The sequence below is a fragment of the Serratia sp. CY83965 genome, assembly GCF_052166375.1.
Taxonomy (GTDB): domain Bacteria; phylum Pseudomonadota; class Gammaproteobacteria; order Enterobacterales; family Enterobacteriaceae; genus Serratia; species Serratia marcescens.
In genome coordinates this window covers 195,819-209,438 of sequence record NZ_JBJNOV010000009.1, presented here as the reverse complement: position 1 = coordinate 209,438, position 13,620 = coordinate 195,819, and the positions used below count along the sequence as shown (strand labels likewise).

Below are 13,620 nucleotides of genomic sequence, written 5' to 3'. Positions count from 1 at the left end.
TTAGGCAGGAAACATCATGACAGGAAACGAAAATAACCTGATTTGGATCGATTTGGAGATGACCGGGCTGGATCCCGAGCGCGACCGCATTATCGAGATCGCCACGCTGGTCACCGACGCCAATCTGAACATCCTGGCGGAAGGGCCGGTGATCGCCGTGCACCAATCCGACGAGCAGCTGGCCTTGATGGACGAGTGGAACGTGCGCACCCATACCGGCAGCGGGCTGGTGGAGCGGGTGAAAGCCAGCCGCCAGGACGATCGCGCCGCCGAGCTGGAAACCATCGCCTTCCTGCAGCAATGGGTGCCGGCCGGCAAATCGCCGATTTGCGGCAACAGCGTGGGCCAGGATCGCCGTTTCCTGTTCCGCTATATGCCCGAGCTGGAGGCCTACTTCCATTACCGCTATCTGGACGTCAGCACGCTGAAGGAACTGGCGCGCCGTTGGAAGCCGGAAATTCTCGGCGGCTTTAAGAAGCAGGGCACTCATCAGGCGCTGGATGACATCCGCGAATCGGTGGCCGAACTGGCTTATTACCGCGAACATTTCATTCAGCTTTAAGGCGATGGCGGCCCCTGCGGGGAAAAAACGTCGTTTTTAGCCGCTTAATTCGCCAATCTGGCGCTTTAATCGGCAATCAAACAAAAATCGCGTTTTTTTGCTTTCAGGGGCTTGCGGCAAAAAGGATTTCTCGTATAATGCGCACCCCGTACCGATGAAGAATTTCGTAACGTTCCACCATCGATACGCCGGGCGGGAATAGCTCAGTTGGTAGAGCACGACCTTGCCAAGGTCGGGGTCGCGAGTTCGAGTCTCGTTTCCCGCTCCAAATTCAACAATGTCGCGATGCGGCATGATGAATAAAAAAGCAGTATCAAGCAGTACCTATGCGACGCGGGAATAGCTCAGTTGGTAGAGCGCAACCTTGCCAAGGTTGAGGTCGCGAGTTCGAGCCTCGTTTCCCGCTCCAAAAATTCAAAGGTCACGCCAGTGTTTGGTGACCGGATGCCAAAAGCATCTCTATGCGGGAATAGCTCAGTTGGTAGAGCACGACCTTGCCAAGGTCGGGGTCGCGAGTTCGAGTCTCGTTTCCCGCTCCAATTTTCTCTTCGTTTCAAACTCAAGTCCAACGCCTTATCCGGCGCGGATTTTTGTCCCGTTTTACACGCCTGCTAAAAATGTTGTGAACAGAGTTATCCACAGCCTCTGCACATAAACTCGCCTGCCTGAAAAATCAACGTCATACAAATTAAATATTTATCTATTTGATTTATATGCTTATTTATTTATCCCAAAACGTTATGCCGATCACTTGCTCTTTTTGTTGCAGTTGAAAGACAACGTGTTTTTATTTTTATGCACAAATCCACAGAGTGAGTCTTCCGGCGATAAGCCCGCGCGGCGCACACCGTCAGGCGTCCCTCGGCAAACCTTTTTCCACAGCCCGTATCAGCCGTTTTTTCTGTGCCGTCTGCACCTCGATGCCCTGCGCTTCGCGGCGGGCGAGCTGTTGCGCCAGCGCCCAGTGGATATGTTCGTCCAGCATGCTGTCCTGGCCCAAACGCGTGCGCAGCGCGAGCACGACGCCGTCCTCATAAGGCGCATTGCCCAGCGCCACGGCGATATTGCGCAGCCAGCGAAGGTGGCCGATGCGGCGTATCGCCGAGCCTTCGGTGATGCGCAGGAATTTTTCTTCTGTCCAGTTGAACAGATCGATCAGCTGCGGCGCATGCAGCGCGGCGCGCGGGCTGAAATCGTCTTCGTCGGTGAGCTGCGAAAAGCGATTCCACGGGCAGATCAGCTGGCAGTCATCGCAGCCGTAGATGCGGTTGCCGAGCAGCGGGCGGAATTCTTCCGGGATCGCGCCTTCCAGCTCGATGGTCAGGTAGGAGATGCAGCGCCGGGCGTCGACGGTATAGGGGGCGACGATGGCGCCGGTCGGGCAAGTGGTGATGCAGGCGACGCAGCGGCCGCACTGTTCTTCCTGCGGCTGATCCACCGGCAGCGGCAGATCGATCAGCAATTCGCCGAGGAAAAACCACGATCCGGCTTCGCGGTTGAGAATTAGTGAGTGTTTACCAACCCATCCGATGCCCGCCTTGGCGGCCAGCGCGCGCTCCATCACCGGCGCAGAATCGACAAAGGGGCGGAAATTCAACTCGCCGCAGTATTCCTGGATCTGATCGCCCAGTTTTTTCAGGCGCTGGCGCAACAGCTTGTGATAGTCACGCCCCAGCGCGTAGCGGCTGACGTAGCCCAACTGCGAATCTTGCAAGGTGCTGGCGAACGCCGCCTTGGCCGGCAGGTAGTTCATGCGTACGCTGATCACTCGCAGCGTGCCCGGCAACAGTTCGTGAGGGCGTGCGCGCAACATGCCGTGGCGCGCCATCCATTCCATCTCGCCGTGGTACTGCTTGTCGAGCCAGGCCTGCAGCTTCGGCTCTTCAAGGCTCAGATCGGTATCGCAGATGCCAACCTGCTGGAATCCTAGCGATTGCCCCCATTGCTTGATATGTTGGGCGAGTTGATGAAGATCGAGGGGGTGCGTCATGACGGGCCACAGTGAAAAAGCATACGCTGACAGTTTACCACACTCTGTCTGGCCTGCGGATTGGATCCGTCGCTCGGAACCCGCGGCGGCGGCCTCGCTCGGTATTTCTCTTTACGATTTGATGCAGCGCGCCGGTCAGGCGGCCTACGCGCTGGCGCGCAACGCGTACCCTTCCCGCGACCACTGGCTGGTGCTGTGTGGCCACGGCAACAACGGGGGCGACGGCTATGTGGTGGCGCGTCTGGCGAAGGCGGCGGGCGTGCAGGTGACGCTGATCGCCTGCGAAGGCGCACGTCCTTTGCCACCGGAAGCCGCAGCGGCTCGCGAGGCCTGGCAAGCAGCAGGCGGCGACATTCTGCCGGCGAACAGCCGCTGGCCGGCGTCTGTTTCGCTCATCATCGACGGCCTGCTGGGCACTGGTCTGGGCAGCGCGCCGCGTGCGCCTTACGACGCGCTGATCGAGGCCGCCAACCGCCATTCGGCACCGGTGGTGGCGCTCGATATTCCGTCCGGCCTGCTGGCGGAAAGCGGCGCGGCGCCAGGCGCGGTGGTGCGTGCCGCCCACACCGTCACGTTCATCGGCCTCAAACCGGGGTTGCTGACCGGCCAGGCGCGTGACTGGGTCGGGCAACTTCATCAGAATGCGCTAGGCTTATCGGGTTGGTTGGCGAAGCAACCGGAGCAGATTCAGCGGCTTACCGCCGAGGTGTTGCCGCGCTGGCTGCATCCGCGCCGTCCTTGCGCTCATAAGGGCGAGCATGGCCGCCTGCTGTTGGTGGGCGGCGATAGCGGTTTCGGTGGCGCCATTCGCATGGCGGCGGAGGCGGCGCTGCGCAGCGGGGCTGGATTGGTGCGAGTGCTTACTCACATTGATCATGTTGCGCCGCTGCTGACGGCCAGGCCGGAGCTGATGGCGCAGGCGCTGGACGAGGCGACGCTGCGGCAGGCGATGCAATGGGCGGATGTGCTGGTGATTGGCCCGGGGCTGGGCCAGGCTGAGTGGGGCAAAAACGCCTTGAGCGTGCTGCAAACCAGCGATAAACCAGCCTTGTGGGACGCCGATGCGCTGAACTTGCTGGCATTAAATCCCGAGAAACGGCAGAATCGCGTGATGACTCCGCATCCTGGAGAGGCGGCGCGGCTGTTGAGCTGCAGCACTGCTGACATCGAGAGTGATCGCTTACTTGCCGTGCGCAAGCTGACGGCGCGCTACGGCGGCGTGGCGGTGCTGAAAGGCGCCGGTACGCTGATCGCCGATGAGCAGGGGCAGATGGCGATCGCCGACGTCGGCAACGCCGGCATGGCCTCCGGCGGCATGGGCGATGTGCTGTCGGGCATCATCGGCGGTTTGCTGGCGCAAAAGCTCCCGCTGTATGATGCCGCCTGTGCGGGCTGCGTCGTGCATGGCGCGGCCGGCGATCGCGTAGCGGAAAGACAAGGAACAAGAGGCATGTTGGCGACCGATTTACTGCCGGACATCCTTCATTTCGTTAATCCTGAGTGGGCAAAATAGACTTTATCGAATGAAAGAACTCGTTTTACCTCTGCCGGACGAGGCAGCGACTGTCGCTTTGGGCACCACTTTGGCCAAGGCCTGCGATCGCGCCAGCGTCATCTATCTCTACGGCGACCTGGGCGCCGGTAAAACCACCTTCAGCCGTGGCTTCCTGCAGGCGTTGGGGCATCAGGGCAACGTCAAAAGCCCGACCTACACGCTGGTAGAGCCCTATGCCTTGCAGCCGTTGGCGGTGTATCACTTCGATCTGTATCGCTTGGCCGATCCGGAAGAGCTTGAATTCATGGGCATTCGCGATTACTTCGCGCAAGACGCCATCTGCCTGGTCGAATGGCCGCAGCAGGGCACCGGCGTGCTGCCGGAGCCGGACCTGGCGCTGTACCTCAGTTATCAGGGTGAGGGGCGAGAGGCGAAGATTGAGGCGATTTCCGCATACGGCAGCCAGTTGTTAGACCGCATTCATGGATCACAGGGATGATGCTGCAATGACGCAGGTGTTGAAAAAATTTGCGGTCATCATGCTGATCGCCGTGCTGGGGCCGCTCGGCGCGTTGAACGCGCTGGCGGCGTCCTCGCTGTCCGATATCAAAGTGTCGAACGCCCAACGCGAAGCGACGGTGTCGGTGAGCTTCAATGGTCCGCCGGACTATGCGTTTTTCCCGCTGCACGGCCCGGAACGGGTGGTGCTGGACGTTAATCAGAAGGGCAAGGTCGGCGGTCTTCCGCTCAATTTCAGCGGGCAAAACCTGGTGAAAAGCATTCGTTCCAGCGCGCCGAAAGACGCTCAGAGCGTGCGCCTGGTGTTTGATCTGACCCAGCGCGCCAAAACCCGCGTTTCCACTCGCCAGAACGGCGGCGTGCATACCGTGGTGTTCACCATTTCGGCCGAAGGCGGCGCCAATATCGTGGCGCGTAAAGCGCCGGTGCAAACGCCTCCGCCGGTCGCCGTCAGTCAACCGCCGCGTCAGGCGCCGGTCGCGGTGCGTGAAGCGCCGGAGCCGCCGCTGCGCAAAGCGCCGACGGGATCGAATCCCTTTACCCAAAAACAGACCGTGGTCGCAGGCACCGCCACTGAGGTCACGCCGCGCAGCAGCCGCGTTTCCGCCGGTTCCGGCGATCGGGTGGTGGTGGCGATCGACGCCGGCCACGGCGGCCAGGATCCGGGGGCCATCGGCCCGAGCGGGTTGAAAGAAAAGAATGTCACCATCGCCATCGCGCGTCGCCTGCAGGCGATGCTGGACGCCGACCCGCAGTTCAAACCGGTGCTGACGCGTAACGGTGATTATTTCATCTCGGTGATGGGGCGTTCCGACGTTGCGCGTAAACAGGGCGCCAACGTGCTGGTCTCCATCCATGCGGACGCCGCGCCAAACCGCAGCGCCAGCGGCGCTTCCGTCTGGGTGCTGTCCAACCGCCGCGCCAACAGCGAAATGGCCGGTTGGCTCGAACAGCATGAGAAGCAGTCTGAGCTGCTCGGCGGCGCCGGCGATTTGCTGGCCAATAGCCAGGCCGACCCTTATCTGAGCCAGGCGGTGCTGGATCTGCAGTTCGGTCACTCGCAGCGCGTCGGGTACGACGTGGCGGTGAAAGTGCTGCAGCAGCTGCAGAGCGTCGGATCGTTGCATAAACGCCGGCCGGAACACGCCAGCCTGGGCGTGCTGCGTTCGCCGGATATTCCATCGCTGCTGGTGGAAACCGGATTTATCAGTAATAGCACGGAGGAGCGGCTGCTGGGCAGTAGCGCGTATCAGGAGAAGATTGCCAAGGCCATTCATAACGGCCTGCGCAGCTACTTCCTGGCGCATCCGCTGCAAGCCGACCCAAAGGTGGAAAACCGACCGCTGGACGTCGCAGCGGCGGTTAACACCTCAACACCAGACGTGCGTCAGCCGGAGCCTATCGTCAGCCCGGCCGGCGCGAGCCGCAGCGTTAACGGCAAGACCCAGATCCACGTGGTGAAACGGGCGGAGACGCTGTCCGGCATCGCCGACAGCTACGGCACCACCATGGCGGCGCTGCGGGATCTGAACAAACTGAAGAAAGATGGCGTGTGGGTCGGGCAACGCCTGAAGGTGCCGGCGGGGAAAACCGCCGCCGTCACCGCCGTCGCCAAAGCGAAAACGCCGGCGAAAAGGCCGTCTAAACATAAAGTGGCCCGCGGAGATACGCTGTCCTCCATCGCTTCCCGCTACGGGGTCAGCGTCGGCGATCTGAAACGGGTCAATAACCTGAAGTCGGACGTCGCGCCGCTGGATCGGACGCTGACCATTCCGCAGGCCTAGCGCCACCGCTACAGGAGTCAGCATGCCTATCCAGGTGTTACCGCCACAGCTCGCCAACCAGATCGCCGCCGGAGAGGTGGTTGAGCGCCCCGCGTCGGTCGTCAAAGAGTTGGTGGAAAACAGCCTGGACGCCGGGGCGACGCGCATCGATATCGATATCGAACGCGGCGGCGCCAAGCTGATCCGCATTCGCGACAACGGTTGTGGCATCGGCAAGGACGATCTGGCGCTGGCGCTGGCGCGGCACGCCACCAGTAAAATCAGCACGCTCGACGACCTGGAGGCGATCGTCAGCCTCGGCTTTCGCGGCGAAGCGCTGGCCAGCATCAGTTCGGTATCCCGTTTGACTCTGACGTCGCGCACCGCCGACCAGAGCGAAGCGTGGCAAGCCTATGCCGAAGGGCGCGAGCAGGCGGTGACGGTCAAACCCGCCGCGCACCCGGTCGGCAGCACGCTGGAAGTGCTGGATCTGTTTTACAACACCCCGGCGCGCCGCAAGTTCATGCGCACCGAGAAAACCGAATTCGGCCATATCGATGAAGTGGTGCGGCGCATCGCGCTGGCGCGCTTCGATGTGGCGATCAACCTCAGCCACAACGGCAAACTGATCCGCCAATACCGGGCGGCGAAGGAAGAAAGCCAGCACGAGCGCCGTTTGGGCAGCATCTGCGGCCCGGCGTTTTTGCAGCATGCGCTGAACATCGACTGGCAGCACGGCGATCTGAGCATCCGCGGTTGGGTGGCGGATCCGGCCGGGGCGCGCCAGCTGGGTGAAATGCAGTATTGTTACGTCAACTGCCGCATGATGCGCGATCGTTTGATCAATCACGCCATTCGTCAGGCCTATCAGGATCAGTTGAAGGACGATCAGCAGCCCGCTTACGTGCTGTATCTGGAGGTCGATCCGCACCAGGTGGACGTCAACGTGCATCCCGCCAAGCACGAGGTGCGTTTCCATCAGGCGCGGCTGGTGCACGACTTTATCTACCAGGCGGTGACCACCGTGCTACAACAGGCCGGTCAGACTCCGTCGCTGCCGCTGGCGGAAATGCCGGACGAAGCGCCCGCGCCGGTCTGGCAGCAGGAAAACCGCGTCGCCGCCGGCGGCAACCATTTTTCTCAGCCTGCGCCGCGCCGTGAAACGCCGCCACCGGCCGGCACCGCCCGCGAGCGGCCGCCGCAGCCGAGCTGGCAAGCGGCGGGCGGTTATCAGAAACGCGAAGGCGAGCTGTACGGTAAACTGATGCAGCCCGCCGCCGAGCCGCCGGCCGAGGCCGCGCCGGAAGTTTCGATCAAGCCGCCGCTGTTCCCGCCGGCGAAAGCCGCAGCGGAAACGCCGTTGGCGGGCGGCCAGCACAGTTTTGGCCGGGTGTTGATGATCCATCCGCCGTGTTATGCGTTGATTGAACAGCGCCAGCAGCCGGCGTTGCTCAATCTTACGGTGGCCGAGCGCTGGCTGCGTCAGGCGCAGCTCAACCCGCCGACGGAAGGGCTGCGGCCGCAGCCGCTGCTGATCCCAGTCAAGCTGACGTTGGAAAAGAGCGAAGCGGCGGCCATCGCGCGGCATCAGGCGCTGCTGACGATGATGGGGCTGGATCTGCAGGCGGATCACGGCCGTGTGACGCTGCGCGCAGTGCCTTTACCATTACGCCAACAAAATTTACAAAAACTGATACCCGAACTGTTAGGCTATCTGGCCGAACATCAGGAGATGTCGCCCGCGGTGCTGGCCACCTGGCTCGCTCGCCGTCTTGGCAGCGAACATGAACAGTGGAACACCTCGCAAGCGATACAATTGCTGACCGACGTTGAACGACTTTGCCCGCAGCTGGTCAAATCGCCACCGAGCGGACTTTTACAACCCGTTGATTTACAGGCCGCACTGGCGGCCCTCAAGCATGACTGACACTGAAATGACACCACGTCCCCCGGCTATTTTCATCATGGGGCCGACCGCCTCGGGCAAGACCGCGCTGGCGATCGCGCTGCGCGAACGCCTGCCGGTGGAACTGATCAGCGTCGATTCCGCGCTGATTTACCGCGGCATGGATATCGGCACCGCCAAGCCGAGCGCCGAAGAATTGGCGCAGGCGCCGCATCGGCTGATCGATATTCGCGATCCCGCTGAAGCTTACTCGGCCGCGGAGTTCCGCGCCGATGCGCTGAAAGAGATGGCCGACATCACCGCCGCCGGCCGCATTCCGCTGTTGGTGGGCGGCACCATGTTGTATTTCAAGGCGTTGCTGGAAGGATTGTCGCCGTTGCCGTCCGCCGATCCCGCGGTGCGCGAGCGCATCGAACGGCAAGCGGCGGAGCAGGGCTGGGAGGCGTTGCACCGTCAGTTACAGACGATCGATCCGGTCGCGGCATTGAGAATTCATCCGAATGATCCGCAGAGACTGTCCAGAGCACTGGAAGTTTTTTTTATTTCGGGTAAAACTTTAACGGAACTGACTAAAATTTCGGGTGAATCGTTGCCGTATCAAGTTCACCAATTTGCGATAGCGCCGACCAGCCGTGAGTTGATCCATCAACGCATCGAGCTGCGGTACCATCAAATGTTGGCGGCGGGTTTTGAGACGGAAGCGCGTGCACTTTTCGCACGGGGTGATTTGCATACGGACTTGCCCTCCATTCGCTGTGTCGGTTACCGCCAGATGTGGTCATACTTGTCTGGTGAAATTAGTTACGATGAGATGGTTTATCGTGGTATTTGCGCAACACGTCAGTTGGCTAAACGCCAAATGACCTGGTTACGGGGTTGGGAGTCGGTCCATTGGTTGGACAGTGAAAAGCCGGGAGAGGCTTTGGACTCGGTGACACAGGTTGTTAGTGCATAGGTTGGGTGATTGTGTACAATTGCTGAGTATTCAGCGCGCAAATTTTTTACGTCGTTTATTTTAGAGCCGACAGGTTCTTAGTTACAAACAACAAGCAAATAAGGAAAAGATAGAATGGCTAAGGGGCAATCTTTGCAAGATCCGTTCCTGAACGCATTGCGTCGTGAACGTGTTCCGGTTTCTATTTATTTGGTGAATGGTATTAAGCTGCAAGGCCAGATTGAGTCTTTTGACCAGTTTGTCATCCTGTTGAAGAACACGGTTAGCCAGATGGTGTACAAGCACGCTATCTCTACCGTTGTCCCGTCACGTCCGGTTTCGCATCACAGCAACAACCCGAGCGGCGGTTCAAGCAACTATCACCATGGCAACAATCCGTCTGCGCAGCAACAGCCGCAGCAGGAAAGCGATGACGCTGAATAAAGCGCGTTGCAAGTCAACCATGACGGGGAGCATAAGCAGCCGCGGGCTGTTTATGTCCCCCAAACTCACGGTGAGTGTCCGTTTGAGAGGTTGCACGCTTGTTTGACCGTTATGAAGCCGGTGAGCAGGCCGTACTGGTTCATATCTATTTCTCGCAAGACAAAGATACGGAAGACCTCAACGAGTTCGAATCGCTGGTCTCCTCAGCCGGTGTCGAAGCTTTGCAAGTGGTGACTGGTAGCCGCAAAGCCCCGCATCCGAAGTACTTTGTCGGCGAAGGAAAGGCCGAAGAAATTGCAGATGCGGTGAAAGCCAGCGGCGCGTCTGTTGTCCTGTTTGATCATTCCCTTTCCCCGGCGCAGGAAAGAAACCTCGAGCGCCTGTGCGAATGCCGGGTGATCGATCGCACCGGGTTGATTTTAGACATCTTCGCCCAGCGTGCCCGCACCCATGAAGGTAAGCTGCAGGTGGAGCTGGCGCAGTTGCGTCACATCGCCACGCGTCTGGTACGCGGCTGGACGCACCTGGAGCGGCAAAAAGGGGGGATTGGCCTGCGCGGGCCGGGGGAAACCCAGCTTGAGACCGACCGTCGCCTGTTGCGCGATCGCATCAGCTTGATTCTGCGCCGCCTGGAGCGGGTAGAAAAGCAGCGTGAACAAGGCCGACGCGCGCGGACCCGTGCCGATGTGCCGACCGTATCGCTGGTGGGCTACACCAACGCCGGCAAATCCACCCTGTTTAACCGAATAACGTCTGCCGAGGTGTATGCGGCGGACCAGCTATTTGCCACCCTGGATCCTACGTTGCGGCGCATTGACGTGCCGGACGTGGGGGATACCGTGTTGGCGGATACCGTAGGCTTCATCCGGCACCTGCCGCACGATCTGGTGGCCGCCTTCAAGGCGACGCTGCAGGAAACGCGCCAGGCATCTCTGCTGCTGCACGTCATCGATGCCGCAGATCCGCGCGTCGATGAGAACATCGAAGCGGTGAACACCGTGCTGGCGGAGATAGACTCGGATGAAATTCCTACACTGTTAGTGATGAACAAAATAGATATGCTGGACGATTTTGTGCCGCGTATCGACCGCAACGACGAAAACCTGCCGATCCGGGTGTGGCTGTCCGCCGCCAGCGGAGAGGGTATTCCGTTGCTGTATCAGGCGTTGACGGAGCGCTTATCGGGGGAGATCGCGCATTACGAATTGCGCTTACCGCCACGGGCAGGCCGTCTTCGCAGCCGTTTTTACCAGCTTCAGGCGATTGAAAAAGAGTGGAACGAAGAAGACGGCAGCATTGGCGTGGTGGTGCGAATGCCGATCGTCGAATGGCGTCGTCTCTGCAAGCAAGAACAGGACCTGATTGACTTTATCGTATGATCATATCCTGTTACATTTATGCTTCGCGAAAGCCTGAAGTACCCAATCACAGAATATGGAGCTAAAACATGGCGTGGAATCAGCCCGGTAATAACGGACAGGACCGCGACCCGTGGGGGAGCAGCAATAATAATGGCGGCAACTCTGGCGGTAACAACAAAGGCGGTCGTGATCAAGGGCCACCTGATTTGGACGATATCTTCCGCAAACTGAGCAAGAAATTGAGCGGTTTCGGCGGGGGCAAAGGCTCCAACAGCAATAGCGGCGGCACCGGCACCTCTGGCCCGGGCTTCAGCGGCCGCATTATCGGTATCGCGGCGGTCGCTGTGGTGGTGATCTGGGCCGCCAGCGGCTTCTACACCATCAAGGAAGCCGAGCGCGGCGTCGTGACGCGTTTCGGCAAGTTCAGCCATCTGGTGCAGCCGGGCCTGAACTGGAAGCCGACCTTCATCGACGACGTGCGTCCGGTGAACGTGGAATCCGTGCGCGAATTGGCGGCGTCCGGCGTGATGCTGACCTCCGATGAAAACGTGGTGCGCGTGGAAATGAACGTGCAGTACCGCGTGACCAACCCGGAAGCGTACCTGTTCAGCGTCGTCAATGCCGACGACAGCCTGAGCCAGGCGACCGACAGCGCCCTGCGCGGCGTGATCGGCAAGTACTCGATGGATCGCATCCTGACCGAAGGCCGTACCGTGGTGCGTAACGATACGCAGCGCATGCTGGAAGAGACCATCCGTCCTTACAACATGGGCATCACGCTGCTGGACGTCAACTTCCAGGCGGCGCGTCCGCCGGAAGAGGTGAAGGCGTCGTTCGACGATGCGATCGCCGCGCGTGAGAACGAGCAGCAATACATCCGTGAAGCGGAAGCTTACGCCAACGAAGTTCAGCCGCGTGCGAACGGCCAGGCGCAGCGTCTGCTGGAAGACTCCAAGGCTTATAAGGACCGCACCGTCCTGGAAGCTCAGGGTGAGGTGGCGCGCTTTGCCAAGCTGTTGCCGGAATACAAGTCCGCACCGCAGATCACCCGCGAGCGTCTGTATATCGAAACCATGGAAAAAGTGCTGGGCCATACCCGTAAGGTGTTGGTGAGCGACAAAGGCAACAACCTGATGGTGCTGCCGCTGGATCAGATGCTGCGCGGCCAAGGCGCGGCGACGGAGAGCGGCAACAAGGATACCAGCCTGATTCGCCTCAATCCGAATCCTGCGCCGGCTGCCAACAGCAGCACTCCGCGCACCAGCGGCGGATCGGTTATGGATCAGCGCCGGGCGAATGCGCAGCGTGACGACACCACTCGCGTAGGGAGAGAGTAATCAATGCGTAAGTCTTTTGTAGTTATTGTCCTCGCGGTGCTGGTGGTGCTGTACGCTTCGCTGTTCGTGGTGCAGGAAGGCCAGCGCGGCATCGTGCTGCGCTTCGGCAAGGTTCTGCGCGACGGCGAAAACAAGCCGCTGGTGTATGCGCCGGGTCTGCACCTCAAGATCCCGTTCATTGAGACCGTGAAGAACCTGGATGCGCGCATCCAGACCATGGACAACCAGGCCGATCGCTTCGTGACCAGCGAGAAGAAAGACCTGATCGTCGACTCCTATCTGAAGTGGCGCATCAGCGACTTCAGCCGTTACTACCTGGCGACCGGGGGCGGCGACGTCTCCCAGGCCGAAGTGCTGCTGAAACGCAAGTTCAGCGACCGTCTGCGTTCCGAAATTGGCCGTCTGGACGTGAAAGACATCGTGACCGACTCGCGCGGCAAGCTGATGTCTGACGTGCGTGACGCGCTGAACACCGGCACCGTGGGTGACGGCGAAGAGGTGGCGACCACCGAAGCCGATGACGCTATCGCCTCTGCGGCGGCGCGCGTTGAGCGGGAAACCACCGGCAAACAGCCGCAGGTGAACCCGAACAGCATGGCGGCGTTGGGCATCGAAGTGATCGACGTGCGTATCAAGCAGATCAACCTGCCGGCCGAAGTGTCCGACGCCATCTACCAGCGTATGCGCGCCGAGCGTGAAGCGGTAGCCCGTCGTCTGCGCTCGCAGGGCCAGGAAGAAGCCGAGAAGCTGCGCGCCAGCGCGGATTACGAAGTGACCCGTACCCTGGCGGAAGCCGAGCGTCAGGCGCGTATCACCCGCGGTGAAGGCGATGCCGAAGCGGCCAAGCTGTTCGCCAACGCGTTCAGCCAGGATCCGGATTTCTATGCCTTTATTCGCAGCCTGCGCGCCTATGAAGCCAGCTTCAAGGACAACCAGGACGTGCTGGTACTGAGCCCGGACAGCGATTTCTTCCGCTACATGAAGTCGCCTGATACCCTGCGCAAATAAGCGCGGCAGGCAATCTGATCGAGGGCCCGTTTACGCGGGCCCTTTCTTGTTTTTGGGGGATGCATGAACTCAACGATTTGGCTGGCGCTCGGGCTGGTTCTGGTGCTGGAAGGATTGGGGCCGATGCTGTTTCCGCAGGCCTGGCGCAAAATGATTGTGGCGATGTCGCAGCTGCCGGACGCGACGCTGCGGCGATTTGGCGGTGGAATAGTGGTTGCGGGCTGCGTGATCTACTACATGTTGAGCGGCCGCACGGGTCTTTAAAGTCTAGCCCAAAATTTATGCAATCGTATGCTAAAAG

General features: G+C 60.3%; 12 protein-coding genes and 3 tRNA genes. 14 read left to right on the top strand and 1 reads right to left on the bottom strand.

What is annotated here, in order from left to right; translation table 11 throughout:
- Positions 1-16 precede the first annotated feature (16 nt).
- The 4 genes from orn to ACJ8PL_RS17565 all read left to right on the top strand — a co-directional run bounded on the left by orn (position 17) and on the right by ACJ8PL_RS17565 (position 1,101).
- Positions 17-562 carry an oligoribonuclease gene (gene orn, locus ACJ8PL_RS17580; protein ID WP_004929689.1) on the top strand — a complete coding sequence of 182 codons (546 nt, stop codon included), beginning with the start codon at positions 17-19 and terminating at the stop codon, positions 560-562.
- A gap of 192 nt (positions 563-754) precedes the next feature.
- Positions 755-830 (top strand) — tRNA-Gly (locus ACJ8PL_RS17575).
- Between the two features lie 65 nt (positions 831-895).
- Positions 896-971, top strand: a tRNA-Gly gene (locus tag ACJ8PL_RS17570).
- 54 nt (positions 972-1,025) lie between these two features.
- Positions 1,026-1,101: transfer RNA gene (locus ACJ8PL_RS17565), tRNA-Gly, on the top strand.
- Positions 1,102-1,412: 311 nt separating this feature from the next.
- Here the strand turns inward: ACJ8PL_RS17565 and queG are convergent.
- Entirely contained in the window at positions 1,413-2,552 is a 1,140-nt protein-coding gene (gene queG, locus ACJ8PL_RS17560) for a tRNA epoxyqueuosine(34) reductase QueG (RefSeq protein WP_016929367.1), read from the bottom strand.
- Between queG and nnr the strand changes: the two genes are divergently transcribed.
- The 10 genes from nnr (at position 2,551) to ACJ8PL_RS17510 (ending at position 13,583) form a co-directional block, all read left to right on the top strand.
- Positions 2,551-4,065: a bifunctional ADP-dependent NAD(P)H-hydrate dehydratase/NAD(P)H-hydrate epimerase gene (gene nnr, locus ACJ8PL_RS17555; RefSeq protein ID WP_028128242.1), complete on the top strand. Its 1,515-nt coding sequence runs from the start codon at positions 2,551-2,553 to the stop codon at positions 4,063-4,065. The genes queG and nnr overlap by 2 nt on opposite strands.
- Before the next feature lie 10 nt (positions 4,066-4,075).
- Positions 4,076-4,546, top strand: a complete 471-nt coding sequence (gene tsaE / locus ACJ8PL_RS17550) for a tRNA (adenosine(37)-N6)-threonylcarbamoyltransferase complex ATPase subunit type 1 TsaE (RefSeq protein WP_028127566.1) — start codon at positions 4,076-4,078, stop codon at positions 4,544-4,546.
- A gap of 7 nt (positions 4,547-4,553) precedes the next feature.
- Complete coding sequence (amiB, locus tag ACJ8PL_RS17545) at positions 4,554-6,350, top strand: N-acetylmuramoyl-L-alanine amidase AmiB (protein WP_016929364.1); 1,797 nt, start codon at positions 4,554-4,556, stop codon at positions 6,348-6,350.
- A 22-nt stretch (positions 6,351-6,372) separates the two neighbouring features.
- A complete protein-coding gene (mutL, locus tag ACJ8PL_RS17540) occupies positions 6,373-8,256 on the top strand; it encodes a DNA mismatch repair endonuclease MutL (protein WP_079451164.1) in 1,884 nt (627 codons plus the stop codon).
- On the top strand, positions 8,249-9,190 hold the full coding sequence (miaA, locus tag ACJ8PL_RS17535; protein ID WP_033634226.1) for a tRNA (adenosine(37)-N6)-dimethylallyltransferase MiaA: 942 nt from the start codon (positions 8,249-8,251) through the stop codon (positions 9,188-9,190). The genes mutL and miaA overlap by 8 nt, the downstream gene beginning before the upstream one ends.
- Before the next feature lie 114 nt (positions 9,191-9,304).
- Entirely contained in the window at positions 9,305-9,613 is a 309-nt protein-coding gene (gene hfq, locus ACJ8PL_RS17530) for an RNA chaperone Hfq (RefSeq protein WP_004933678.1), read from the top strand.
- 98 nt (positions 9,614-9,711) lie between these two features.
- Positions 9,712-10,992, top strand: a complete 1,281-nt coding sequence (hflX, locus tag ACJ8PL_RS17525) for a ribosome rescue GTPase HflX (RefSeq protein WP_004933675.1) — start codon at positions 9,712-9,714, stop codon at positions 10,990-10,992.
- Between the two features lie 68 nt (positions 10,993-11,060).
- Positions 11,061-12,311 carry an FtsH protease activity modulator HflK gene (hflK, locus tag ACJ8PL_RS17520; protein ID WP_016929360.1) on the top strand — a complete coding sequence of 417 codons (1,251 nt, stop codon included), beginning with the start codon at positions 11,061-11,063 and terminating at the stop codon, positions 12,309-12,311.
- A gap of 3 nt (positions 12,312-12,314) precedes the next feature.
- Positions 12,315-13,319 carry a protease modulator HflC gene (hflC, locus tag ACJ8PL_RS17515; RefSeq protein ID WP_004933669.1) on the top strand — a complete coding sequence of 335 codons (1,005 nt, stop codon included), beginning with the start codon at positions 12,315-12,317 and terminating at the stop codon, positions 13,317-13,319.
- Positions 13,320-13,382: 63 nt separating this feature from the next.
- Positions 13,383-13,583: a DUF2065 domain-containing protein gene (locus ACJ8PL_RS17510; protein ID WP_004933666.1), complete on the top strand. Its 201-nt coding sequence runs from the start codon at positions 13,383-13,385 to the stop codon at positions 13,581-13,583.
- The last annotated feature ends 37 nt before the right edge of the window (positions 13,584-13,620 follow it).